Raw genomic sequence first — 22,863 nt, forward strand, 5'->3', positions numbered from 1 at the left:
GCGCTCACGGTGCGAACGCCGTGATCTCGACGCCGGCCCGGGCCAGTGCGTCCCGCACCTGCTGTGCCATCGCGACGGCGCCGGGGGAGTCGCCGTGCACGCAGGCGGACTCGGCGCGGACGGAGACGTCGGTGCCGTCGACGGCGCGGACGACGCCCTCGTCGAGCATCCGGACCAGCCGGTCGGCGGCGGCGCCGGCGTCGTCGAGCAGGGCGCCGGGCTCGCGGCGCGACACCAGGCCGCCCTCGGGCGTGTAGCCGCGGTCGACGAAGAACTCCGGGACCGCGCGCAGCCCGGCCTCCTCCGCCACGCGCAGCAGCTCGGAACCGGGCAGCCCCAGCACCGGCAGCGCCGGGTCGTACGCCCGGACGGCCTCGACCACGGCCCTGGCCTGTGCGGTGTGCGTGCGGGTCGCGTTGTAGAGCGCGCCGTGCGGCTTCACGTACCGGACCCGGGTGCCCGCCACCCGGCACAGCGCTTCCAGGGCGCCGACCTGGTAGAGCACGTCGTCGGTCAGGGCCGACGGCTCGATGTCGACGAAGCGCCGCCCGAACCCGCGCAGGTCCGGGTAGGACACCTGGGCGCCGATCGCGACACCGGACGTGGCGGCCCGTTCGGTCGTCGCCCGGAGCGTGGACGGGTCGCCTGCGTGGAAGCCGCACGCGACGTTGGCCGAGCTGACCAGCCCGAGCATCGCGTCGTCGTCGCCGAGGATCCACTGGCCGAAGGACTCGCCGAGGTCGGCGTTGAGGTCGATGGAGGTCATCAGAGCTTCCCCAGGTTGGCGGCCACGAACTGGTACCCGATGAACAGTGTCACCAGCCACCCGGCGACGCCCAGAGCGAGCAGCCAGCGCGGGTAGCGGTACCCGCCGAGCAGGTCCTGCCGCCGCCAGGCGACCCACAGCAGGATGGTGAAGCCGATCGGCAGGATCAGCCCGTTGAAGGCACCGGCGAAGATCAGCAGGGTGACCGGTGTGGTGCCGGCGACCAGGAACACCGCGGTGCTGAGCACGATGAACCCGATGGTCAGCAGGTTCGTGGTGCGCTGCGGCGTCTCGCGCGTGGTCAGGAACGACACCGAGGTGTAGGCGGCACCGATCACCGAGGTGATCGCGGCGGCCCAGAGGATCAGGCCGAACAGCCGCAGACCCACCTCGCCGGCCGCGGCCTCGAAAGCGGTGGCGGTCGGGTTGTCGGAGCCGGCGAGGTTCACCCCGCCCGCGACGACGCCGAGGATCGCGAGGAACAGCAGCACCCGCATGACGGCGGTGACCAGGATGCCCTGCACCGAGCTGCGTGCGACCTGCCCGGCGTGCTCCGGCCCGGACAGCCCCGAGTCGAGCATCCGGTGCGCGCCCGCGTAGGTGATGTAGCCGCCGACGGTGCCGCCGATCAGGGTGGTGATGACGAGCCAGCTGACCTGGTCGGGCAGCACGGTCTGGCGCAGCGCCTCGCCGACCGGCGGACCGGACACGATCGCGACGTAGGCGGTCAACCCGATCATCAGGACGCCGAGGACCACGACGATCCGGTCCAGCGCCGCTCCGGCCCGGCGGATCGCGAAGATCGCGATCGCGAGCAGCGCGGAGAGCGCACCACCGACCTTGGCGTCCAGCCCGAGCATCGCGTTCACGCCGAGCCCGGCACCGGCGACGTTGGCGATGTTGAACACCAGCCCGCCGATCACGACCAGCACGGTGAGCAGCCAGCCCGCCCCTGGTGCGACCCGGTTCGCCAGCTGGTGGGCGCGCATCCCGGAGACGCCGACGACCCGCCACACGTTCAGCTGGATCGCGACGTCGACCAGGATCGACACGAGGATCGCGAAGGCGAACGCGGCGCCGAGCTGGGCGGTGAACTGCGTGGTCTGGGTGATGAAGCCCGGTCCGATGGCACTGGTCGCCATGAGGAACATCGCCCCGAGCAGGGCACTTCGGGTGGACGCCTTCGCCGGTGGTGCCGTGTCCTCGGTCATCGCCGCCTCCTGGGGGCAGTGCGCGGTGTCGTCGGGCGAGTGTGAGGGATTGTTCAACGATCCTGCAATCCGAAAGGGAGATTTTCCCCGTAGGATCAGGATCCGTGACCGACGCGAATTCCGCCGTGCAGGACGCCCTGGCTTCCCTCGCCGCGTCCCGCACGGTCGTCGTGCCCGCTGCCGAGCGGGTGGCCGACCGGATCCGGGTGGAGGTCGCCGAGGCCCGGCTGCGCGTGGGCGCCCGGCTGCCCGAGCAGGCACTCGGCGCGGCCCTGGAGGTCTCCCGGAACACCGTGCGGGAGGCGCTGTCCCAGCTGGTCGCCGAGCGCGTGCTGGTCCGGGTCCCGAACCGGGGCGTGTTCGTCGCCCGGCCCGAGGCCGACGACATCCGCGACGTCTACTCGGCCCGCCTGGTGATCGAGCCCGGTGCGCTCCGCTACGGCTCGCGTGCCGGGGATCCCGCTCTGTCGAGCGCCGTGCAGGACGCGTATCTGGAGGGCCGCGCCGCCGCGGAGTCCGGCGACTGGACCGGCGTCGCCGCAGCCAACCAGCACTTCCACCGCGAGATCGTGGCACTCGCCGGGAGCCCGCGCCTCGAGCGCGAGATGGGCCGGCTACTGGCCGAGATGCGCCTGGTCTTCCAGCGGATGCCCGAGGTCCGCGAGTTCCACGAGCCCTACCTCGCCCGCAACGGCGAGATCGCCACGATGCTCACCGAGGGGCAGGTCGAGAAGGCCGCCGACGAGCTCGCCCGGTACCTGGTGACCGCCCGCGACCAGCTGCTCGACGCCTACTCCCGGCTCCCCGGCGGGCCCGGGCACTGACTCCGGTGCTCGCCCCGCGCGACCGTGCCACCCGGGGCTGGTGCCGGGTGCTCGCGCAGCGATCATCGTTTCAGTGCCGATCGGTGCCGACGATGGCACCGATCGGCACTCGACGGATGATCACCGGCCCGGTCGGAACAGGTCCCCGGCCCGCAGGAGCACGGCCGCCCGGTGCCCGACCCGCACCTTCTCCAGCGCCCGGACGCCCGACGGCAGCGGCACCGACCGCCCGCGCCCGACCGCGACGACCACCGCCTGCGGCGCGAGCACCCGTGCCACCGCACGGAGGAACACGACCTCCGGAGCCGGCCCGGGTTCCGCCGCCGTCGTCGCCCCGGTGGCTCCCTGTCCACGCGGATCGGGCGCACCCGGCCGATCGCGCCTGGCCTCGGTCCCGTCGGGCGAGCCCTGCCCGGCTCCGTCGGTCGAACCCTGTCCGAACCAGGACGTCTGCCTGCCGTGCGGCAGGTCGGCGAGCACGATGTCCGGCTCGATGTCACCCAGCACCGCACGGGTCGTGACCGGATCCCGGGCGTCGGCCACCGCGACCAGGCGTTCGGGGGTGCTCCGCGGGCTCAGCTCCCGGGCCGCGACCGCGGCCGTGGTGTAGGAGTCCTTGCCGTGCCGCACCGCCAGATCGTCGAGCTCGGACGCGCGGGCGGCGAGCCCACCGGGCGCGAGCAGTGCCAGGTTGCGCCGTGCCAGGTCGAGCGGATCGGGATCGACATCGGTCCCGACGACCACCGAGATCCCGGGGCGGAGCAGTCCGAGCACCGTCAGCGAGACGCCGGCCCCGCAGCACGGGTCCCACACGGCGACCGTCGCCGGTGACCCGAGGTGCGCCCGGGCCCGGCCGAACAGTTCCACGGTCAGCCGGACGGGCAGTGTCGGGCGTCCGGGGGCGGAGGCCAGGACCGCGTCGAGCGCGGCGTGGTTCGCCTCCGGGGCGTGGCGGTACTGCACCGTCCCAGTCTGCCCCTCCGGGATTCGGCGCCACGGGTCACCGGAATGGCACGCACCGTTACCCAGCTTTGCCGATGAGTGATATTCGTCACTCCGAGATGGTTGTCGTCGCTTCGCCCCGCACCGCCGATGACGAGAGGCGACCATGACCACCACCACGCCCTCCACACAGTCCTCCGACGAGGTCCTGCCCGCAGCCGGCGTGCCGGCTCCGAGGAACGAGATCGATCCGCCTCCCGTACCGCCCCAGCGTGCACTCGCCTCGCTCGGCCACGGGGGCCTGGTAGTGCGGGACGGCGCGCTCGCCGAGGTCCCGGACGGCGCCGGCCGCGCCGACGTGACGGCGATGAGCGAGGTGGTGGGCGTTCCCGATGCCGATGACCGCGGCACCCCGTTCGGGTACCTGTTGCCCGATCTGGCCGACGACTACCCGAACGCGCACCTGCCCGCCGGCGACCCCGGCGAGGTCGTCGCGTCGTTGAAGGCACTCGGTTCGGCGATGATCGAGGACGACGGTGATGGGCCGGCGACCGATTCGACGATCCCGCCCGTCTACACGTACTGGGGCCAGTTCATCGACCACGACCTGACCGCGAACACCGACCGGGACAACGACCTCGGCATCGTCGATCGCGACCTCGTCCCGGAACGGCCGCAGGACGTGGTGCTCAGCCTGCGGAACCTGCGCGAACCGGAGCTGAACCTCGACTCCGTCTACGGCGACGGCCCCGGGGCCGCCGGTGACCTCGCCGTCCCCTACGACGGCTACCGGTTACGGCTGGGCGATCTGTCCCCGGTCGGGCCGAACGTGCCCGTCCCGCCGGCCGCGGGCTCGGGGCTCGCCGAGGACCCGTTCCGGGACCTCCCGCGCACCGCCGACGGCACCGCCCGCATCGGGGACGGTCGCAACGACGAGAACCTGATCGTGGCCCAGTTGCACGTGGCGTTCCTGCGCTTCCACAACGCCGTCCTGGACCTGCTCGTCGAGGACGGTGCCGACCCGGGGGCGCCGCAGACCTTCGCCGAGGCGCGCCGCCTGGTCTGCTGGCACCACCAGTGGCTGGTCCGGCACGACCTCCTGGTCCGGCTGGTGCCCCAGGAGGCGATCGACGCCGTCGAGGCGGGCCCGCGGTTCCGCCCCGCTCCGGGCCGGGTCTACATGCCGCTGGAGTTCTCGGTGGCCGCGTTCCGCTTCGGTCACTCGATGGTCCGCGCGCTCTACGACCACAACCGCAACTTCGGTCGCTCCGAGGACCCGGTCGCCGAGCGTGCGAGCTTCCAGCAGATGTTCCAGTTCACCGGGAAGGCCCGGCCGCCTTTCGCCGGTTTCGGCACCAGGCTCCCGCACAACTGGCCGATCGAGTGGGACCGGTTCGTCGGTGGACCGACCGCGGAGTTCCCGGACCGCGCGGCACGACGGATCGACACCCACCTGGCGCTGCCTCTCGACGGGCTGACCAACGAGGGCACCGACCCGAACACCCCGGCCCGGATCCGGTCGATCCTGAAGCGGCTGGCCGTGCGCAACCTGCTGCGCGGCTACAAGCTCGCGATACCGACCGGGCAGGCGGTCGCCCGCGACTACGGCCTGCCGGCGTTGACGCCCGCGCAGATCGCCCCCGAGGGCAACCGGGTACTGCGGCACGCGCTGGAGGACGGCGGCTTCCTCACCGCCACCCCGCTGTGGTTCTACGTGTTGCGGGAGGCCGAGATCGGCGGCGGCGACCGGCTGGGTCCGGTCGGCGGGCGCATCGTCGCCGACACGATCATCGGCCAGCTCCGCAACGACCCGGCCTCCTACCTGGCGATGTCGCCGGACTGGGACCCGGCGCAGCTCGGGAATCCGGCCGGGCACGGCACGATCGCCGACATCGGCGGCCCGGACGTCCGGACGATCTCCGACCTGTTGCGCCTCGCCCGGGTGCTCTGAGCGCGGTGAGCACCAGGCTGGTCGTGTGCTGCGACGGGACGTGGGCGGTCGCGCGGCCCCGGCACGGCACACCGACCAACGTCGCCAAGATCGCCCGGATGGTCGCCCCGGCCGGGCGGGACGGCACCGCGCAACGGGTCTGCTACCTGCCCGGGGTCGGGACCGGCCCGTTCGACCGGCTGCGCGGTGGCCTGTTCGGTGCGGGCCTGTCCGCGCAGGTCCTGGCGGGCTACCGGTTCCTGATCGAGGAGTACTCGCCCGGCGACGAGATCCTGCTGTTCGGGTTCAGCCGGGGCGCCTATACGGCCCGCAGCCTGGCCGGCCTGATCCGCAACAGCGGGCTGTTGCGCCGCGAGCGAATCGGTCTCGTCGACGACGCCTACCGGCTCTACCGGGCCCGCGACCGGGAGCGGGAACCGGACGCCATGGCGGCCGAGCTGTTCCGGCGCAGCCACTCCCACGAACCGGAGATCCGGTGCGTCGGCGTGTTCGACACCGTGGGAGCGCTCGGTGTCCCGGTCGGGCCCGGCGGCCTCGGCTCGGTGCTGAACCGGCCGTGGGAGTTCCACGACACCCGGCTGGGGCCTGCGGTGCGGGCCGCGTTCCACGCGCTGGCGATGGACGAGCGGCGCGGCCCGTTCGTCCCGACCCTCTGGACTGGTCCGTTCGTGGCCGGCCAGCGGGTTGAGCAGGTCTGGTTCCGTGGCGGCCACTCCGACGTCGGCGGCGGCCTGCCCGACCCGGCGCTGGCCGAGTGCGCCCTGACCTGGATGGCCGAGCGTGCCGAGAAGTGCGGCCTGGCGTTCGAGGACGGGGCGTTCGGCTCCTGCCCGGCCCACCCGGCTCCCGGAGACCGGGACCGGGGCGCGTGCGTTGTGGCCGATCCGCTGGCCGATCGGCGCGACTCGTCGGACTGGCTGGCCCGGCCACCGCTGGGTCCGCACGAGCGGTCGTTCGGCACGGCACGCAACGGGACCGAGTCGATCTCCGACGCGGCGCTGGCCCGGGCGCGGGGCCGGCCCGGGGATCCGCCGCCCGCCGGGTTCCGGGCCGGTTACGCCTCCGGGTCCGGTGGTGTCATCCCGCCGTCGCCGATCGGTACCTGACGCCGGTCCGGGGCCGACGGGTCAGCGTCCGGTGCGCCGGTGCAGCCAGAACGCCACGCCGCCGACGAGCAGGGACACGCCCAGCAGCACGGCGATCATCGTCGTCCCGCTGCCCGAGCTCCCGGCCGCCCCGACCAGGTAGCTGATCGGCAGAGCGACCAGCGCGAGGATCAGCGACCACGCGACGATCCGCCGGGTCGCGGGGCCTTCCGGGCCGGGGGTGTTCCGATCGTGCTCCACCCCCGCTGTCTACCCGGTCCCGCGCCGCCGTCAACCCGGGCCGGTGTCCGGGAGTGATCAGAAGGCGAGGAAGTCGATCAGTGCACGGTTGAACTCGTCGGGGTGGGTGGCGTTGAGGCCGTGCGGGCCGCCCTCGATCAACACCAGCTGTGCTCCCTCGACCGACTCCTGGGTACGCTTGCCGGAGACCTCGAACGGGACGATGCCGTCGGCGTCGCCGTGGATGACCAGGGTCGGGACGCCGGCGTCGGAGACCTTCTTCAGGTCGTCCCGGAAGTCGGTCCGGCCGAACGCGGTGATGCAGTCCAGCGTGCCCTTCGGCGACGCGAACTCGGCGATCGTGCGGTGGTGGACCCGGTTCGGCTCGCTGATCAGGTCGGTCCGGTCGCCTGCCGCGAAGAACTGCGTCGTGAAGTCCTCCAGGAACGCGATGCGGTCCCCGGTGACACCGGCCCGGAACTGTTCGATCGTGGCGTCGTCGAGGCCGCCGTCCGGGTTGTCGTCGGACTTGTACAGGTACGGCGGGACGGCCGCGGCGAGCACGGCCCGCGCGACCCGGTCGGTGCCGCGCCGCGCGATGTAGCGGACGACCTCACCGCCGCCCATCGAGAAGCCGACGAGCGTCGCGTCGCGCAGGTCCAGATGGATCAGGAGCGCGTGCAGGTCGTCGGCGAAGGTGTCGTAGTCGTAGCCCTCCCACGGCTGGGAGGACTCGCCGAAGCCACGGCGGTCGTAGGTGACGACCCGGTGGCCCGCCTCGACCAGCGCCGGCACCTGCTTCTCCCAGGAACGGCCGGACAGCGGCCAGCCGTGGATCAGGACGACCGGGCTGCCCGTGCCCTGGTCGGTGTAGTGCAGGTCGACCGGCTCGCCGTTCTCGGTGCCGATGCTGAGACGGGGCATGCGCGGGACTCCTCCGGGGGTCGGTGGTGCTCTCCCGGGGTGCCTACCCGCGTTCGCCCGGCCGTACTCAGCTGCCGGCGAGCTCGCGCCGGAGCACGCGTTCGAGCAGCGCGGCGACGGTCGGGTCCTCGACCGTGTAGTAGACGAAGGTGCCCTCGCGCCGGTTCCCGACGAGGCCGGCGAGGCGGAGCTTGGCGAGGTGCTGGCTGACCGCCGTGGGGGCGGCTCCGACCAGGTCGGCCAGGCAGGCCACCGAGGACTCGCCCTGCAGAAGCGCCCAGAGGATCTTGATCCGGGTCGGGTCGGCCAGCATGCGCAGCGCATCCGCCGCGCGGCGGACCTCGTCCTCGGGCGGCATAGCGAAGCCGGGGATCGACTCGTGCACGGCACCGACGATACCTGCGGAGCTGCGCGGATGGGCGGCCATCTCACTACGTACTTGCGTACATGCATGGCTGCGCAGGTAGTGTCCGAGTCATGCGTGCCGCACTCGTCCTGCCGGAGGTCCGCTGGGCCGGCGCCTCGCTCCTGGCGTTCCTCGCCGCGGCGGGGCTCGATCTCGTCGGTGCGCCCGCACCGGTCGTGGTCGCGATCTACCTCGCCTGCTACGTCCTGGGCGGCTGGGAACCCGCCGTGGCGGGGCTGAAGGAGCTCGCCCGGCGGCGCCTCGACGTCGACCTGCTGATGGTCGTCGCGGCGGGCGCGGCGGCCTCGATCGGGCAGTGGTTCGACGGCGGCCTGCTGATCGTCATCTTCGCGACGTCCGGGGCACTCGAGTCGGTGATGACGGCACGGACCAGGGCGAGCATCGACGCGTTGCTCGACCTCGCGCCGGAGACGGCGACCCTGCTCACCGCAGACGGCGGCGAGCGCCGGGTCCGGGCGGGCGAGCTGGTCGCCGGGCAGACCGTCCTCGTCCGTCCCGGCGAGCGGATCCCCGGCGACGGCCGGGTGCTCGACGGGGTCTCCGAGGTGGACACCGCCGGGCTGACCGGCGAGCCGGTCCCGGTCCGGTGCACGGCCGGCGACGACGTCCTGGCCGGCACCGTCAACGGCACCGGTGTGCTGCGGGTGCGGGTGCTGCGCGACGCGGCGGACACCGTCGTCGCCGGCGTGGCGGCCCAGGTCGAGCAGGCTTCCGGGACCAAGGCGCACCGGCAGCTGTTCATCGAGAAGGTCGAGCAGCGGTACTCGGTGCTCGTGGTCGCGGCGACCGTCGCGCTGCTGGCGGTGCCGCTGCTCCTCGGTATGCCGTTCGAGGAGACGCTGCTCCGCGCGATCGTCTTCATGATCGTCGCGTCGCCGTGCGCGATCGTGCTGGCGACGATGCCGCCGTTGCTGGCCGCGCTCGCGGTGGCGGGGCGCCGCGGGACGCTGGTCAAGGACGTCACCGTGCTGGAGGCGCTCGCCGAGGTCGACACGGTCGTCCTGGACAAGACCGGCACGCTCACCACCGGCCGCCCCCGGGTGGTCGAGGTTCGCCCGCTCGGCACCCGATCCGCCGACGAGGTCCTCGCGACGGCCGCCGCCGCGGAGCGGGGCAGCGAGCACGTCCTCGGTCGCGCGGTGCGCCGGCACGCGCTGGAGCGTGGCCTCGACCTGCCGGTCGCCACCGGCTTCGAGGCGGTGCCGGGCGAGGGCGTGCGGGCCGTCGTCGCCGGGCGCACGGTCCTGGTCGGGCGCCCCGACCCGGCCACCGGCGATCGGGTCGAGTCCCTGGTCCGCACGATGCAGGACGGCGGGCGCACCGCGGTCGTCGTCGTGGTCGACGGGGAGCCGGCCGGTGTCGTCGGGCTGTCCGACGAGCCCCGCCCGGGCGCGGCGGCCGCGCTCGCCGGGCTCCGGCGGGTGGTCGGCGATCCGGAGGTCCTCACCGGCGACGCGCCGCGCCCGGCCCGGGTGCTCGCCGACCGGCTCGGGTTGCCGAGGGTGCGTGCCGGGTTGCTGCCCGCCGCCAAGGTGGCGGTCGTCCGGGAGCGGCAGGCGGCCGGACGACGGGTGCTGGCCGCCGGGGACGGTATCAACGACGCGCCGCTGCTGGCCTCGGCCGACGTCGGGCTGGTCGTCGGGGAGGGAGCCGGTGCGCTCGCGCTGGAGGCCGCGGACGGTGTCCTCACCCGCGACCCGCTCGGGTCGCTGGCGCCCCTGGTCGAACTGGCCCGGCGTGCGCGCCGGATCGCCAGGGCGAACCTCGCGTTCGCCGCCGCGGTGATCGCCGTCCTCGTGACGTGGGACCTGGTCGGGACGCTGCCGCTGGTGGTCGGCGTGGCCGGGCACGAGCTGTCGACGGTGCTGGTCTGCCTGAACGGGCTGCGACTGCTGGTCGGCGCGCGCCGGGCCGAGCCGGTCACGCCGGATCCGGCCGGCGTGCCGGGGCGGGACCCGGTCGGCGCGAGCTCGACGTGATCGCCCCGACGCGTACCGGGCGGGTCCGGGCGCGGCGACGGAGCCGCGTGACCAGCCGGGCGAGGACCCGGCCGCCGAGCAGTAGCGCGCGACGGTCAGCCGGCGGGATCCGGCGCCGCGTCGAGTGCTGCCAGCGCCATCCGGCGCAGCACGGCGGCGCGTGTGTCGGAGTCACGGGTCGCCGGCTGCTCGGCCCGTGGTGAGTACGGCGTCGAGTTGAGCAACCCGAACACGCCGTGCGCGACGGTCCGGGCGTCGGCGGGCGGGACGGCCGGGTGCACCCGCCGCAGGGTGTCCACCCACAGCTCGACGTAGGTGCGCTGCAGCCGTCGCACGGTGCGCCGCGGCTCCTCGGCCAGGTTCGCGAGGTCCCGGTCCTGGACGACGATCAGCTCCGGCTCCCGCGTGGTGAACTCGACGTGGAAGTCGACCAGGTCGGCGAGCGACTCGCGCGGATCGTCGTGGTGGACCCGCGCCCGCCCACCGGCCAGCAGCCGCTCGCTGATGTCGATCAGCATCTCCGCGAGCAGCGCCTCCTTGCCCGGGAAGTGCCGGTAGAGCGCGGGCCCGCTGACCCCCACGGCCGCGCCCAGGTCGGCGATGCTCACGCCGTGGAACCCGTGCCGGGCGAACAGCCGGGCCGCCTCCGCGAGAATCTGCTCGCGCCGGGTGGGTCCGGCGGTGTCCGGGGCGGCGGCCATCCTCGGAGGCTACCCCTCGATGTTAATGAGTGTTAACCCCAGTCCGGGTTCGTCTCAGGGTCCGCTCAGTTCGTCGGCGATACCCTCGTGGGTGTGCTGAGCCTGCTGCGCCGGATGCGCGAACGCACGGGCGTCCGTGCGGCGTCCGCGCTCGCGGCCGCGACCGCGGTCGCGGTGGTACTCGTCGTCGCCGGGATCTCGCTGGTGCTGGTGCTGGACCAGACCCTGAAGAACAGCACTCGGTCCGCGCTCGAGGAGACGGCAGGACAGCTGGCCAACCGGATCGAGGCGAACTTCTCCGGGAGCGGGGATCCCAAGCGCAACGCGATCGACGCGACCGGCAAGCGCACCGACATCGTCCAGGTCGTCACGGCCTACAGCGACGAGACCGGTGCCCCCGACCACATGGTCGGGTCCAACGGCGAGGGGCAGGACGTCCAGGTCATCGGCTCGTCCGACCCGCTCGGCGAGCAGGAGCGGATCGTCGAGTGGCTGCTGGCGCCGGGCGAGACGGGCCACCAGGTCGACGTCCCGATCACCTTCCGCATCGGCTCCGACCGGGCCGGCGCCGACGAGACGGTGACCGAGGAGATGCTGGTCGCCGGTGTCGGGGCCCGGGCACAGGGCCGGCCCATCACGATCTACGCCGCGCAGGAGCTCGGCCCGGTGCACCAGGCCGTCGAGACGGTCGCCTGGCTGGTCGCGGGCGGGGTCCCGGTGCTGGTGCTGGTCGCCGGGTTCTTCACCTACCTGTTCGCAGGCCGCGCGCTGCACCCGGTCGAGCAGATGCGCGCCCGGGTCGCGGGGATGACCGAGAAGGACCTCTCCCAGCGCGTGCCCGAGCCGGTCGCGCGGGACGAGGTCGGCCGACTCGCCCGCACGATGAACCAGATGCTCGGCCGGATCGAGTCCTCCCAGGCCACCCAGCGGCGTTTCGTGGCCGACGCCAGCCACGAGCTGCGCAGCCCGCTCGCGACGGTGTCCACCGGCCTCGAACTGCTCGGCGGCGGCATGAAGGACGGCTCGGCGGACCGGGCGACCGTCGACACCCTGCGCGCGGAGACCACCCGGCTGAACGGCCTGGTCGAGGGGCTGCTGTTCCTGGCCCGGGCCGACGAGCGCGGCCTGGCGCCGCGCCACGAGGAGGTCGACCTCGACGAGATCGCCGACGCCGAGCGGGGCCGCCCCACGGTCGGTGCGGCCGTCACCGTCCGGGTCACGACCGAGCCGGTGCGGGTGGTCGGCGACCGCGGCCAGCTCGTCCGTGTGGTGCGGAACCTGGTGGACAACGCGAAACGGCACGCGGCGTCGACGGTCGTGGTGTCGGCGCGGGAGATCGACGGCGTCGCCGTGCTCGATGTCGACGACGACGGCAACGGTGTCCCCGAGGCCGACCGGGCCCGGGTGTTCGAGCGCTTCGTGCGGCTCGACGAGGCGCGCTCGCGCGGGGACGGCGGATCCGGCCTCGGGCTGTCGATCGTCTCGGAGCTGGTCGCCGCGCACGGCGGCACCGTGGCCGCGCTCGCGGCCCCGGAGCTGGGCGGGGCCCGGTTCCGGGTGACGGTCCCGGCCGTCGCCGGGCCGGAGCCGGAGGAGAGCGGTGAACCCGGCGAGCCGGTCGAGGCCGAGGAGTCCGACGGCGTGGCGCCTGCGGACTCCGGTGGCGCGTCGCCCCGGTCCGGGACGGACCGGGATGACATGATGCAGGCGCTCGGTGAACCGGGCGTCACGACCGGCACGGACGCGGACGGGCAGGCCCCGGGCGACGTGCCGGTGACGCCGCCGGCCGCGCCCGACCCGGAGGACGACGTGCCCGCATCCCAGCCGAACCACCGTCTCGACCCGCCGACCGGACCGCTGCGCATCCGGCCCGGTACCGCCGGCAGCCCGTACGACGAGAACGCGACCGGGCCGATCCCGGTCCACCGGGAGGGGGCGGCCGGGCACGGCACCGCCGTCGCGACCCGGGGCCGGGAGCGCACCGAGGCGCAGCCGCCGCCGCGCCCGGTGCAGCCGCCGCGCCCGCCGGTTCCGCGCCGCCCGGACGACCACAGCCGCTGAGCGTCGTTCATAGCCGCTGAGCGTCGTTCCGGCTCCGGCGCGAGCGCGTCGCCGGTGCCGCTCGAGGTGGTCTACCGCCGGCAGGCGCACCCGTCGGCGGAACCGCCGGCGATCTTGGCTGCGCAGAACCGGGTTCCGATGGCGTCGTGGTCGGCCATGGGGTGCGGGCAGACGGGGCAGTCCGACGACTTCGGGGCCGGGGTCCCGGTGTGGTCGTCGGTGTCCGTCGCGGTCGCTGTCGGGTTGTGGGTCATCGCGGTGCATGCTCCTTCGCGGTGGAGCGGCGAGAGGTGTCGCCGGTGGAGCCGGGGACCGTGGTGCTACGCACCGGCCACTTCCGGGCCGGGGTGCCTGCCGACGGACGCTGAACGTCAGATCGACGCGGCTGACCGCCGTCACCAGGTTGCCGCGATGCCCGAAGCCTACGCTGCGACCCGCGGTTCACCCACCGGTCGCGCGTTCTCCCGATCAGTGCGCGGGCGGGCGGGAGGGATCGGGGGCGGGCTCGGACATGCGGTAGCCGACCCCGCGCAGGGTCTCGATGCTGTGTGTCCCGAACGGAGCGTCGATCTTGCGGCGCAGGTAGCCGACGTAGACCTCGACGACGTTGACCTCGCCGTCGTAGTGCGCGTCCCACACCGACCGCAGGATGTCGGTCTTGGTGACCACCTGTCCGGTGTGCTGCATGAGGTGCTCCAGGACCCCGAACTCCCGCGGGGTCAGGGGGATCTCGAGGTCGCCGCGGTGCACCCGGTGCGTCCCGGGGTCGAGTGAGAGGTCTCCGACCCGCAGCACGGTCGGTGCCGCCTCGCCGGCCCGGCGCAGCAGCGCACGCAGCCGGGCCAGCAGGACGACGAACGAGAACGGCTTGGTCAGGTAGTCGTCGGCGCCCAGGTCGAACGCGTCGGCCTCGTCGTACTCGCCGTCCTTGGCCGTCAGCATCAGGACCGGCGTCCACACCCCGCGGTCGCGCAGGTGCTGCAGGATCCGGTAGCCGGACAGGCCGGGAAGCATGATGTCCAGGACGATGACGTCGTGCCGCCCGGACAGGGCGAGGCGCAGGCCGGTGTCGCCGTCGTGCGCGACCTCCACCTCGTGTCCTTCGGCGGCCAGGCCCCGCCGGACGAGCTCGGCGAGCGGTTTCTCGTCCTCGACCAGTAGGAGACGCACCCTCACACCGTAGAGAAGACCGCCGCCGGCAGGGCACGGTGTCCCGGGCACTGGACGGCGCACGTTAATGAGCGCTAACGTGTTAACGGTCATTAACAGGAGGGTGGGCATGGTGGTCGGGGAAGAGGCACCCAGGCTGGGTACCGCGGTCGATCCGTCCGGTGAGCAGTTCGCCGCGAACGCCGCGGCGCACCGCGATCTGGTGGCGGACCTGAACGCGCAACTGGCGACGGCCCGTCTCGGCGGCCCGGAACGAGCGCGGACCCGGCACGTGGAGCGCGGCAAGCTGCTCCCGCGGGACCGGGTCGATGCGCTGGTCGATCCGTCGTCGCCGTTCCTCGAGCTCTCGCCGATGGCCGCGCACGGCATGTACGACGGCCAGGCCCCCGGCGCCGGGATGATCACCGGGGTCGGCCGGGTGGCCGGGCGCGAGTGCGTGATCGTCGCCAACGACGCGACCGTCAAGGGCGGCACCTACTACCCGATGACGGTCAAGAAGCACCTCCGTGCGCAGGAGGTGGCGCTGCAGAATCGCCTGCCGTGCATCTACCTGGTCGACTCCGGCGGGGCCTACCTGCCCGAGCAGGACCAGGTGTTCCCGGACCGCGAGCACTTCGGCCGGATCTTCTACAACCAGGCGCAGATGTCCGGTCAGGGCATCCCGCAGATCGCCGCGGTGCTGGGTTCGTGCACCGCGGGCGGTGCCTACGTGCCGGCGATGAGCGACGAGGCGGTGATCGTCCGCAACCAGGGCACGATCTTCCTCGGCGGCCCGCCCCTGGTGAAGGCCGCGACCGGTGAGGTCGTCACCGCCGAGGAGCTGGGTGGCGGGGACCTGCACTCGAAGACCTCGGGCGTCACCGACCACCTCGCCGACGACGACGCCGACGCGCTGGCCCGGGTCCGCGCGATCGTCGGCACCCTGGGGCCGCGCGCGGAACACCCGTGGGACGTCGTCGCGACCCGGGCCCCGGCCGCCGACCCGGCCGAGCTGTACGGGGTGGTGCCCACCGACTCACGGACCCCCTACGACGTCCGCGAGGTGATCGCCCGCGTCGTCGACGGCTCGCGGTTCCACGAGTTCAAGTCCGAGTACGGGACGACGCTGGTCACCGGCTTCGCGCGGATCCACGGCCACCCGGTCGGCATCGTGGCGAACAACGGGATCCTGTTCTCCGAGTCCGCGGTCAAGGGCGCGCACTTCGTCGAGCTGTGCGACCAGCGCGGCATTCCGCTGGTGTTCCTGCAGAACATCTCCGGGTTCATGGTCGGCCGCGAGTACGAGGCCGGTGGCATCGCGAAGAACGGCGCCAAGATGGTCACCGCCGTCGCCTCGACCCGGGTGCCGAAGCTGACCGTCGTCATCGGCGGCTCGTTCGGCGCCGGGAACTACTCGATGTGCGGGCGGGCCTACTCGCCGCGGTTCCTGTTCATGTGGCCCAACGCACGGATCTCGGTGATGGGCGGCGAGCAGGCCGCCACCGTGCTGGGCACCGTCGGCTCGGGGGCCGATCCGGACGCGATCCGCGCCCAGTACGAGACCCAGGGCCACCCGTACTACTCCACCGCCCGGCTGTGGGACGACGGTGTCATCGACCCCGCCGACACCCGCACCGTGCTCGGACTGTCCCTGTCCGTCGCCGCCAACGCGCCCCTGTCCGAGTCGGCCTTCGGCGTTTTCCGCATGTGAACCGACGGGAGCTCCGCCCCGTCCCCGAGCCGCCCGCCGATCTGGAGAAGGAACCGATGTTCACTACGGTGCTGGTCGCCAACCGCGGCGAGATCGCCGTCCGGGTCATCCGGACGCTGCGCACACTCGGCGTGCGCAGTGTCGCCGTGTACTCCGACGCCGATGCCGACGCCCCGCACGTCCGCGCGGCCGACGAGGCCGTGCACATCGGCCCGGCCGCGGCGGGCGAGTCCTACCTGTCGATCCCGAACGTGATCGCCGCCGCGCAGCGGACGGGAGCGCAGGCGATCCATCCCGGCTACGGCTTCCTGTCCGAGAACACCGCCTTCGCCACCGCCTGCGAGGAGGCGGGGATCGCGTTCGTCGGGCCGCCGCCGTCGGCGATCGACGCGATGGGCGACAAGATCCGCGCGAAGCAGACCGTCGCGAAGGCCGGGGTGCCGGTGGTGCCCGGGTCGGACGGCGCCGGGCTCTCGGATGAGGACCTGGCGAACGTGGTGGCCGAGATCGGCTACCCGGTGCTGCTCAAGCCGTCGGCCGGGGGCGGCGGCAAGGGCATGCGCGAGGTGCACTCCGAGGGCGAGCTGGCGGACGCGATCGCCGGGGCGCGGCGTGAGGCACGCGGTTCCTTCGGCGACGACACGCTGCTGGTCGAGCGGCTGGTCACCACGCCGCGCCACATCGAGATCCAGGTCATGGCCGACGAGCACGGCACCGTCGTGCACCTCGGCGAGCGGGAGTGCTCGCTGCAGCGCCGGCACCAGAAGATCATCGAGGAGGCGCCGTCGGCTCTGCTCACCGAGGCGCAGCGCGCCTCGATGGGGACCGCGGCGTGCGAGGCGGCCCGCGCGGTCGGCTACACCGGCGCCGGCACGGTCGAGTTCATCGTGTCGTCGGACCGCCCGGACGAGTTCTTCTTCCTCGAGATGAACACCCGGCTGCAGGTCGAGCACCCGGTCACCGAGGAGGTCACCGGTCTGGACCTGGTCGCGCTGCAGCTGCGGGTGGCGGCCGGGGAGCCGTTGCCGATCACCCAGGACGACGTGGTGCTCACCGGGCACGCGATCGAGGCCCGGGTGTACGCCGAGGCGACCTCCGCGTCCGGTGACGTGCTGACCTTCCTGCCCTCCGGCGGCCCGGTGCTCGACTGGACCCCGGCGGCCGGGGTCCGGGTGGACTCCGGGATCGAGACCGGGACGGTCGTCGGCTCCGACTACGACCCGATGCTGGCCAAGGTGATCGCGCACGGCGCCACCCGCGACGAGGCGTTGCGCCGGCTCGACGTGGCGCTGCGCGACACCACGCTGCTCGGCCTGGACACCAACATCGGCTTCCTGCGGACCCTGCTGGCCGACGACGACGTCCGCGCCGGCCGGCTGGACACCGGCCTGATCGCGCGGCGCGGCGCCGCCCTCGCCGAGCCCGGGATCCCGGAGGACGTGCTCGGTGCCGTCGCCGGGCAGGCGCTGCTGCGCCTGGAACCGTCCGGCGAGGTCGTCGACCCGTTCGACATCCCGGGCGGCTGGCGGGTCGGGGAGCCGGCCTGGACCGTGCGCAAGCTGGTCGCCGGCGGTGGCGAGGCCACCGAGGTACGGGTCCGCGGCCGTGCCGCCGGGTTCGACCTGGCGCTGCCGGGGTCCCGCGCCGCCGGAGAGCCGGCGAGCACCGCGGACGAGATCGGACAGGCGGCCCCGGCGACCGGAGGGCCGGCCGTGGAACCCGCGTCCGCCACCGCTGCCGCACCGACCGTCCGGTGCCGCACCGTCACCGTCGCACCGGGGCTGGTCGAGCACACCCACGACGGCCGCACCCGCCGCTACCGCGTCGCCCACGCCCCCGACGGCGTGGTCTGGATCGGCCGCGACGGCCGTACCTGGGGCGTGCGCGAGCAGGAACCCCTCGAGGCCTCCCGCACCGCGTCGGGCAGCGACGGCGGCCCGGTCCTGTCCCCGATGCCCGGCACCGTGACCGTCGTCGAGGTCGCCGAGGGCGACACCGTCGACGCCGGCCAGAAGCTGGCCGTCGTCGAAGCCATGAAGATGGAACACGTGCTCACCGCCCCCGTCGACGGGACGGTGCGCGAGCTGAGGGCCCGCCCCGGAGCCACCGTCGCCAAGGACGCGGTGCTGCTCGTGGTCGAGGCCCGTGAGGAGGAGACGGCATGACCGCAGCCACGGAGCAGACCGGCGCCGAGGAGTACGAGGCGCTGCGTTCCTCGGTCGAGGAGTTCGCGCGCAAGGAGGTCGCCCCGGTGATCGGGGACCTCTACATCCGCGAGGAGTTCCCGTACGACATCGTCGCGAAGATGGGCGCGATGGGCCTGTTCGGCCTGCCCGTCGACGAGGAGCACGGCGGCATGGGCGGCGACTACTACGCCCTGTGCCTCGCCCTGGAGGAGCTCGCCCGGGTCGACTCGTCGGTCGCGATCACCGTCGAGGCCGGCGTCGGGCTCGGCGCGATGCCGATCTACCGGTTCGGTACCGATGAGCAGAAGGCCCGCTGGCTTCCCGACCTCGCCGCCGGTCGCACGCTCGGGGCGTTCGGGCTGACCGAGCCGGGCGGCGGCTCGGATGCCGGCGCCACCCGCACCACCGCCCGGCTCGAGGGCGGCGAGTGGGTGATCAACGGGTCCAAGTGCTTCATCACCAACTCCGGCACCGACATCACCTCGGTCGTCACCGTCACCGCCGTGACCGGCGAGAAGCCCGGTGGCGGCAAGGAGATCTCGGCGATCCTGGTCCCCGCCGGGACACCCGGGTTCACCGTGTCGGAGAAGTACTCCAAGGTCGGCTGGAACTGCTCGGACACCCGGGAGCTGTTCTTCGACGACGTCCGCGTGCCCGAGGCGAACCTGCTCGGCGAGCGCGGTCGCGGCTACGCCCAGTTCCTGTCGATCCTGGACGAGGGCCGGGTCGCGATCGCCGCACTGTCGGTCGGCCTGGCCCAGGGCTGCGTCGACGAGTCGCTGCGCTACGCCCACGAGCGCGAGGCGTTCGGGAACACGATCGGCTCCTACCAGGCCATCCAGTTCAAGATCGCCGACATGGAGGTGCGGGCGCACACCGCGCGCCTGGCCTGGCAGCACGCGGCCCGGCTGCTGGTGGAGGGGAAGCCGTTCAAGCACGAGGCCGCCATCGCGAAGCTCGTCGCGTCCAACGCTGCGATGGACAACGCCCGCGACGCCACCCAGATCTTCGGCGGCTACGGGTTCATGAACGAGTACCCGGTCGGGCGCTTCTACCGGGACGCGAAGATCCTCGAGATCGGTGAGGGCACCTCCGAGGTGCAGAAGATGCTGATCGCCCGCCGGCTGGGGCTCTGAGTCAGAACGGCGGATCGGCTGTGGCCGGCCACGACGCAGCGAGCTCGGTGATCACCGAGGCGCCCCTGTCGCTGAGGTGGATGTGATCGATGAGCAGCTCGCGTCCGCCGCTGCGGGCGATGGCGTCCCAGCTCTGCCCGAGCACGTAGTGGCGGGTCGCCGCGGTCAGCGCCAGCGGAAAGGAAAAGGCGTAGCCGGGGCGGTCCGCGCGCTGCCCGAGCAGCTCGGCCATCCGTTCGTGCACCGGGAGGTGGTCCACGTCCGTCCGGGTGGCGAGGTCCTCGATCGCGGCGTTGTACCCGGCCAGCCGGCGGTTGAGCTCGCTGTCCAGGTTCTCGCCCAGCGGCGGTAGCGACATCAGCGCGATCCGGGCCGTGGTGTGCTCCCGGAGCCGGTCGATGATCGTGGCGAGATTGGCCTCGTACTCGGTGACCGGCACCTCGTCCCGGACGTCGTTGGTACCGACCAGGATCATCACGGCGGCCGGTCGGCACGCGACGACGTCGGTGTGGAGCCGGTCCCGCAGATCGGCGCTGGTGTTGCCGTTGATCCCGGCGTTGACGAGTCGGAACCCGGCGTACTCGGGCCGGTCCTGGAGCGCGTCGACCCAGTTGGCGCCGAGCGAGCCCTGCGTGATGCTGGCACCGGCCGCGACCACGGCCGGGCGGTCGGTCGGTGCTCCGCAGACCTCGCTGGGCGCGTTGTCCGGTGAACGGATGAAGGTGAGGTAGCCGGCGACGCCCACCGGGAGGACGAGGGCGGCGAGCAACAGGCATAGGGCGGTGACGACCCGTCGTCGCGTCACGATGCGTTCTCCCATGGTAGATCTCCTTGCGGTCCGAGGTTAGTAAGTACTCACCCACCGGTATGGTGAGTGAGTACTTGCCAACTGGTCAAGGAGCATGACGATGGACACGCGCGATCGGATCGTCGCCGCGGCGGCCGAGGTGATGCGCGACCGGGGGCTGGCCCGGGCCACCACCAAGGAGATCGCCAAGGCGGCCGGCTACTCCGAGGCGACGCTCTACAAGCACTTCCGGGACAAGACGGATCTCTTCCTGGCGGTACTGGGCGAACGCGGCCCCACCGGCCTCGCCCCCGTTCTCCTTCGGTTGCCCGACCAGGTCGGCAAGAAGCCGGTCGAGGACGTGCTGCACGAGGTCGCGCAGGCCGCCGCCGAGTTCTACGAACAGGGCTTCCCGATGGCGGCCTCGCTGTTCTCCGAGCCGTCGCTGCTCGCCGCCCACCGCGCCGCGTTGCGAGCCCGCGGTGCAGGGCCGCAGTTCGTCGGCCGGGCATTGCGTGACTACCTCGCCGCGGAGCAGGCGAACGGCCGTGTCAGTGAAGGAGTCGATCCCGCGGCAGCGGGCAGCCTGCTCCTCGGTGCCTGTCTCGAGCGCGCCTTCATCGGCCATTTCCTCGACCCCGCGGAGCACCGGCCCGGTGTTGAGGAGTTCGCCGGCTCGGTCGTCGCCGCGTTGCTCGGCGGAGTCGCTCCCAAGGAGTCCATACAGGACAAGGGCAGGCCTTCTACGCCACCGCCACCCGGGACGCGGAGGACCTGAACCCGGGCGGCGCGGGCAACGGTTCGAGATCGCGCGGGCCTCGGCAGACGAGGCGGCCCTCCCGCCCATCGTCCTGCCGCCGGGAACCTGCCCGCACGACCGTGGCCTCGACACCCGATCCTGCATTGGGATCAGAACGGCGGATCGGCCGGTGGTGCGCGCTCGGGCGGCGCGGCCGTCGCCGGGTCGGCGACGTCGGGTTCGGGTGCTGCGGGCGGGTAGAGGGGTAGGTCGTCGATCTCGCGCTGGAGCCGGCTCGGGACCGGCGGCGCCGGCCGGAAGCCCTCGGGCTGGGCTTCGGGTAAGGGATCGGGCAACGGCGGGCAGACGGGCTCGCCGCGGGTGCAGTAGACCCGGCCCAGGGGGCTGCGCCAGCGGAACACACCGGGCTCGGGCTGGTGCACACGCCAGCGCCCGGCGGTCTTGATCGCGTGATGTAGAACGCACAACGGGCCGAGGTTCTCGGTCACCGTGGGCCCGCCGTGCTGGTGTTCCCAGGTGTGGTCCTGCTGGGCCTTGCGGGCCGGGCGGCGGCAGCCGACGAAGCAGCAGGTGCGGTCCCGGATCTCGACATGCCGGCGTAGCGCCGGGTGCGGGAGGCGGTCGTCCGGGCGCTCGTCGAGGGCGGCGCGAAGCTCGTCGCGGCGGGTGTACTGGGCGACCAGGTCGGCGATCAGCGGTTCCCACCCGGGCGGCGGCAGGCCGGCCGGCTGCTCGAGCTGCGTGGCGGGGATCTGGAGTTCGACGGTGCCGCCGTGGGCCTGCCGGAACAGCGGGTGCGCGGGCGCGGTGGGTGGACGTCGACGGGTGGTGCCGGCCAGAACGAGACGGCCGTCGGGATCGGTGATCGCGAAGCGCCACTCGGCATGCTGCTGACGCGCCGCACAGGCCCTGGCGGTCGGGGCCAGGACCGGGCCGATGCCGGGGATCTCGCCGGGGTGGTCGTCGTGGCCGAGCAGGGTCGAGAGGCGTAGGCGGATCTCGATGCCCGTCCGGGCGGGCTCCGGCGTGCGGCCGTCGCCGCCGTCGCCGCCGTCGTCGCCGTCGTCGCCGTCGTCGCCGCCGCCGCCACCGTCGCCGTTGCTGCCGCTGTCCGGGCTGTCCGCGTCGCTCGAGTCCCTGGCGTCATGGCGGCTGAGGCCGTCACCGGTTGCGGGCACGGTCCCGGTGCCGGCCTCGGGATCGGGTGCGGTGGCGCGGGCCAGCATGACGGCGACGATGTCGTCGTGGCTCAGCGTGTGCAGGCTGCCGTCGAGCAGCGCGGTGGACAGATCGGCACGGATGGCGGGCAGCGGCTCCGGATGTCCGGCCGCGCGCAGGTCACGGGCGAGGCCGTCGAGGCGCTCACAGGCGGCCTGCGCCGCGGTCGGGTCCAGTCCGATGATCGACAGGGTGGCGGTGCCGTCCTCGTCGAGATAGCAGATCACCCGCCGCTGACCCAGGGCCTTCTGGTAGTGGCGCCGGGCCGCGTCCGGGTCGATCGCGATCACCATCCGCCGCAACCGCGCCCGTAGCTGCCCGGTGGTCAGGCCCGGTGCTTCGGCAGCAACGCAGCACAGATCCGGGCGTTCTGAGCATCGGTGAGCGGCTCGAGCAGGTCGGCGAACACCACTGCCTTGCCGCGGTCGATCTCACCCGCGGCGAGCGCGGCGTGCACGGTCGGCAACCGGTGCACGACCATCTCCGCCAGCGCGTGCTCGCGCCAGGCGGCCAGCTCGGTCAGTGTCAGCGCGGCGGCGATCTCGAACCCGCAGTCCGGGTCGGGAGCCTCCAGCCGGGCCACCCGCTCCGGTGGAGTGTCCCGGCGGCAGCGGCCCACCTGGGCCAGCACGGTGAGTTCCCCCGCATCGGTGTGGGAGCGTTGACGGCGCCAGGCCTGCAGCACGGTGACGGTGTCGCCGTTCGCGACCCGGGCGGGGTCGATCCCGGTCAGCAACGCACCCAGTGCCGGGCCGGGCGGGGTGTCCGCCAGCCCGTCGGGTAGCACCGTCGGCTGCATTTTTCG

The 22,863-nt window shown here is 73.2% G+C and carries 21 protein-coding genes; 9 read left to right on the forward strand and 12 right to left on the reverse strand.

Annotated features, from left to right (window positions below; genetic code table 11):
* Nucleotides 1-4 precede the first annotated feature (4 nt).
* Together JOF36_RS04830 and JOF36_RS04835 are read right to left on the reverse strand one after the other, a co-directional pair.
* Nucleotides 5-766, reverse strand: coding sequence for a LamB/YcsF family protein (locus tag JOF36_RS04830; RefSeq protein WP_210025210.1), 762 nt, complete (start codon nt 764-766; stop codon nt 5-7).
* Nucleotides 766-1,977, reverse strand: a complete 1,212-nt coding sequence (locus tag JOF36_RS04835; RefSeq protein WP_210025211.1) for an NRAMP family divalent metal transporter — start codon at nt 1,975-1,977, stop codon at nt 766-768. Before JOF36_RS04835 ends, JOF36_RS04830 begins: the two co-directional genes overlap by 1 nt.
* A gap of 104 nt (nt 1,978-2,081) precedes the next feature.
* On the opposite strand from JOF36_RS04835, the gene JOF36_RS04840 reads away from it, so the two are divergent.
* Nucleotides 2,082-2,801, forward strand: coding sequence for a GntR family transcriptional regulator (locus JOF36_RS04840; protein WP_307862214.1), 720 nt, complete (start codon nt 2,082-2,084; stop codon nt 2,799-2,801).
* Nucleotides 2,802-2,921: 120 nt separating this feature from the next.
* Here the strand turns inward: JOF36_RS04840 and JOF36_RS04845 are convergent, their stop codons facing one another.
* Entirely contained in the window at nt 2,922-3,764 is an 843-nt protein-coding gene (locus tag JOF36_RS04845) for an rRNA methyltransferase (protein ID WP_307862215.1), read from the reverse strand.
* A gap of 145 nt (nt 3,765-3,909) precedes the next feature.
* On the opposite strand from JOF36_RS04845, the gene JOF36_RS04850 reads away from it, so the two are divergent.
* Together JOF36_RS04850 and JOF36_RS04855 are read left to right on the forward strand one after the other, a co-directional pair.
* The gene (locus JOF36_RS04850) at nt 3,910-5,694 is read left to right on the forward strand and encodes a peroxidase family protein (RefSeq protein ID WP_210025213.1); all 1,785 of its coding nucleotides are present in this window, start codon (nt 3,910-3,912) and stop codon (nt 5,692-5,694) included.
* Nucleotides 5,695-5,699: 5 nt separating this feature from the next.
* On the forward strand, nt 5,700-6,800 hold the full coding sequence (locus JOF36_RS04855; RefSeq protein ID WP_210025214.1) for a T6SS phospholipase effector Tle1-like catalytic domain-containing protein: 1,101 nt from the start codon (nt 5,700-5,702) through the stop codon (nt 6,798-6,800).
* Nucleotides 6,801-6,821: 21 nt separating this feature from the next.
* On the opposite strand, the gene JOF36_RS04860 is transcribed toward JOF36_RS04855, so the two are convergent.
* From JOF36_RS04860 to JOF36_RS04870, 3 genes are all read right to left on the reverse strand, one after another.
* Entirely contained in the window at nt 6,822-7,040 is a 219-nt protein-coding gene (locus JOF36_RS04860; protein WP_210025215.1) for a hypothetical protein, read from the reverse strand.
* A gap of 57 nt (nt 7,041-7,097) precedes the next feature.
* Nucleotides 7,098-7,943 carry an alpha/beta fold hydrolase gene (locus tag JOF36_RS04865; RefSeq protein ID WP_210025216.1) on the reverse strand — a complete coding sequence of 282 codons (846 nt, stop codon included), beginning with the start codon at nt 7,941-7,943 and terminating at the stop codon, nt 7,098-7,100.
* Nucleotides 7,944-8,010: 67 nt separating this feature from the next.
* On the reverse strand, nt 8,011-8,328 hold the full coding sequence (locus JOF36_RS04870) for an ArsR/SmtB family transcription factor (RefSeq protein ID WP_210025217.1): 318 nt from the start codon (nt 8,326-8,328) through the stop codon (nt 8,011-8,013).
* A gap of 92 nt (nt 8,329-8,420) precedes the next feature.
* Between JOF36_RS04870 and JOF36_RS04875 the strand changes: the two genes are divergently transcribed.
* The gene (locus JOF36_RS04875; RefSeq protein ID WP_245350690.1) at nt 8,421-10,349 is read left to right on the forward strand and encodes a heavy metal translocating P-type ATPase; all 1,929 of its coding nucleotides are present in this window, start codon (nt 8,421-8,423) and stop codon (nt 10,347-10,349) included.
* Nucleotides 10,350-10,444: 95 nt separating this feature from the next.
* Here the strand turns inward: JOF36_RS04875 and JOF36_RS04880 are convergent, their stop codons facing one another.
* Nucleotides 10,445-11,050 (reverse strand): SACE_7040 family transcriptional regulator, encoded by a 606-nt coding sequence (locus tag JOF36_RS04880; RefSeq protein WP_210025219.1) that lies wholly within the window; start codon nt 11,048-11,050, stop codon nt 10,445-10,447.
* Nucleotides 11,051-11,143: 93 nt separating this feature from the next.
* On the opposite strand from JOF36_RS04880, the gene JOF36_RS04885 reads away from it, so the two are divergent.
* Nucleotides 11,144-13,111: a sensor histidine kinase gene (locus JOF36_RS04885; protein ID WP_210025220.1), complete on the forward strand. Its 1,968-nt coding sequence runs from the start codon at nt 11,144-11,146 to the stop codon at nt 13,109-13,111.
* Between the two features lie 71 nt (nt 13,112-13,182).
* Here the strand turns inward: JOF36_RS04885 and JOF36_RS04890 are convergent, their stop codons facing one another.
* Nucleotides 13,183-13,365 (reverse strand): RGCVC family protein, encoded by a 183-nt coding sequence (locus JOF36_RS04890; protein WP_210025221.1) that lies wholly within the window; start codon nt 13,363-13,365, stop codon nt 13,183-13,185.
* Nucleotides 13,366-13,579: 214 nt separating this feature from the next.
* The gene (locus JOF36_RS04895) at nt 13,580-14,281 is read right to left on the reverse strand and encodes a response regulator transcription factor (RefSeq protein ID WP_210025222.1); all 702 of its coding nucleotides are present in this window, start codon (nt 14,279-14,281) and stop codon (nt 13,580-13,582) included.
* 109 nt (nt 14,282-14,390) lie between these two features.
* Between JOF36_RS04895 and JOF36_RS04900 the strand changes: the two genes are divergently transcribed.
* Genes JOF36_RS04900 through JOF36_RS04910 form a run of 3 tightly spaced genes read left to right on the forward strand, consistent with a single transcriptional unit; the run spans nt 14,391 to nt 19,293 of the window.
* Entirely contained in the window at nt 14,391-15,971 is a 1,581-nt protein-coding gene (locus tag JOF36_RS04900; RefSeq protein WP_210025223.1) for a carboxyl transferase domain-containing protein, read from the forward strand.
* Nucleotides 15,972-16,027: 56 nt separating this feature from the next.
* Complete coding sequence (locus JOF36_RS04905) at nt 16,028-18,136, forward strand: ATP-binding protein (RefSeq protein ID WP_210025224.1); 2,109 nt, start codon at nt 16,028-16,030, stop codon at nt 18,134-18,136.
* Nucleotides 18,133-19,293 (forward strand): acyl-CoA dehydrogenase family protein, encoded by a 1,161-nt coding sequence (locus tag JOF36_RS04910; protein ID WP_210025225.1) that lies wholly within the window; start codon nt 18,133-18,135, stop codon nt 19,291-19,293. Before JOF36_RS04905 ends, JOF36_RS04910 begins: the two co-directional genes overlap by 4 nt.
* A 1-nt stretch (nt 19,294) precedes the next feature.
* Here the strand turns inward: JOF36_RS04910 and JOF36_RS04915 are convergent, their stop codons facing one another.
* Nucleotides 19,295-20,113 (reverse strand): SGNH/GDSL hydrolase family protein, encoded by an 819-nt coding sequence (locus JOF36_RS04915; protein ID WP_210025226.1) that lies wholly within the window; start codon nt 20,111-20,113, stop codon nt 19,295-19,297.
* An 88-nt stretch (nt 20,114-20,201) separates the two neighbouring features.
* On the opposite strand from JOF36_RS04915, the gene JOF36_RS04920 reads away from it, so the two are divergent.
* Nucleotides 20,202-20,858 carry a TetR/AcrR family transcriptional regulator gene (locus JOF36_RS04920; protein WP_210025227.1) on the forward strand — a complete coding sequence of 219 codons (657 nt, stop codon included), beginning with the start codon at nt 20,202-20,204 and terminating at the stop codon, nt 20,856-20,858.
* Nucleotides 20,859-20,989: 131 nt separating this feature from the next.
* Here the strand turns inward: JOF36_RS04920 and JOF36_RS04925 are convergent, their stop codons facing one another.
* Together JOF36_RS04925 and JOF36_RS04930 are read right to left on the reverse strand one after the other, a co-directional pair.
* On the reverse strand, nt 20,990-22,351 hold the full coding sequence (locus JOF36_RS04925) for an HNH endonuclease (RefSeq protein ID WP_210025228.1): 1,362 nt from the start codon (nt 22,349-22,351) through the stop codon (nt 20,990-20,992).
* Between the two features lie 32 nt (nt 22,352-22,383).
* Nucleotides 22,384-22,857 (reverse strand): DUF222 domain-containing protein, encoded by a 474-nt coding sequence (locus tag JOF36_RS04930; RefSeq protein ID WP_210025229.1) that lies wholly within the window; start codon nt 22,855-22,857, stop codon nt 22,384-22,386.
* Nucleotides 22,858-22,863 lie beyond the last annotated feature (6 nt).

Origin of the sequence: Pseudonocardia parietis (assembly GCF_017876315.1) — a bacterium.
Lineage (GTDB): Bacteria > Actinomycetota > Actinomycetes > Mycobacteriales > Pseudonocardiaceae > Pseudonocardia > Pseudonocardia parietis.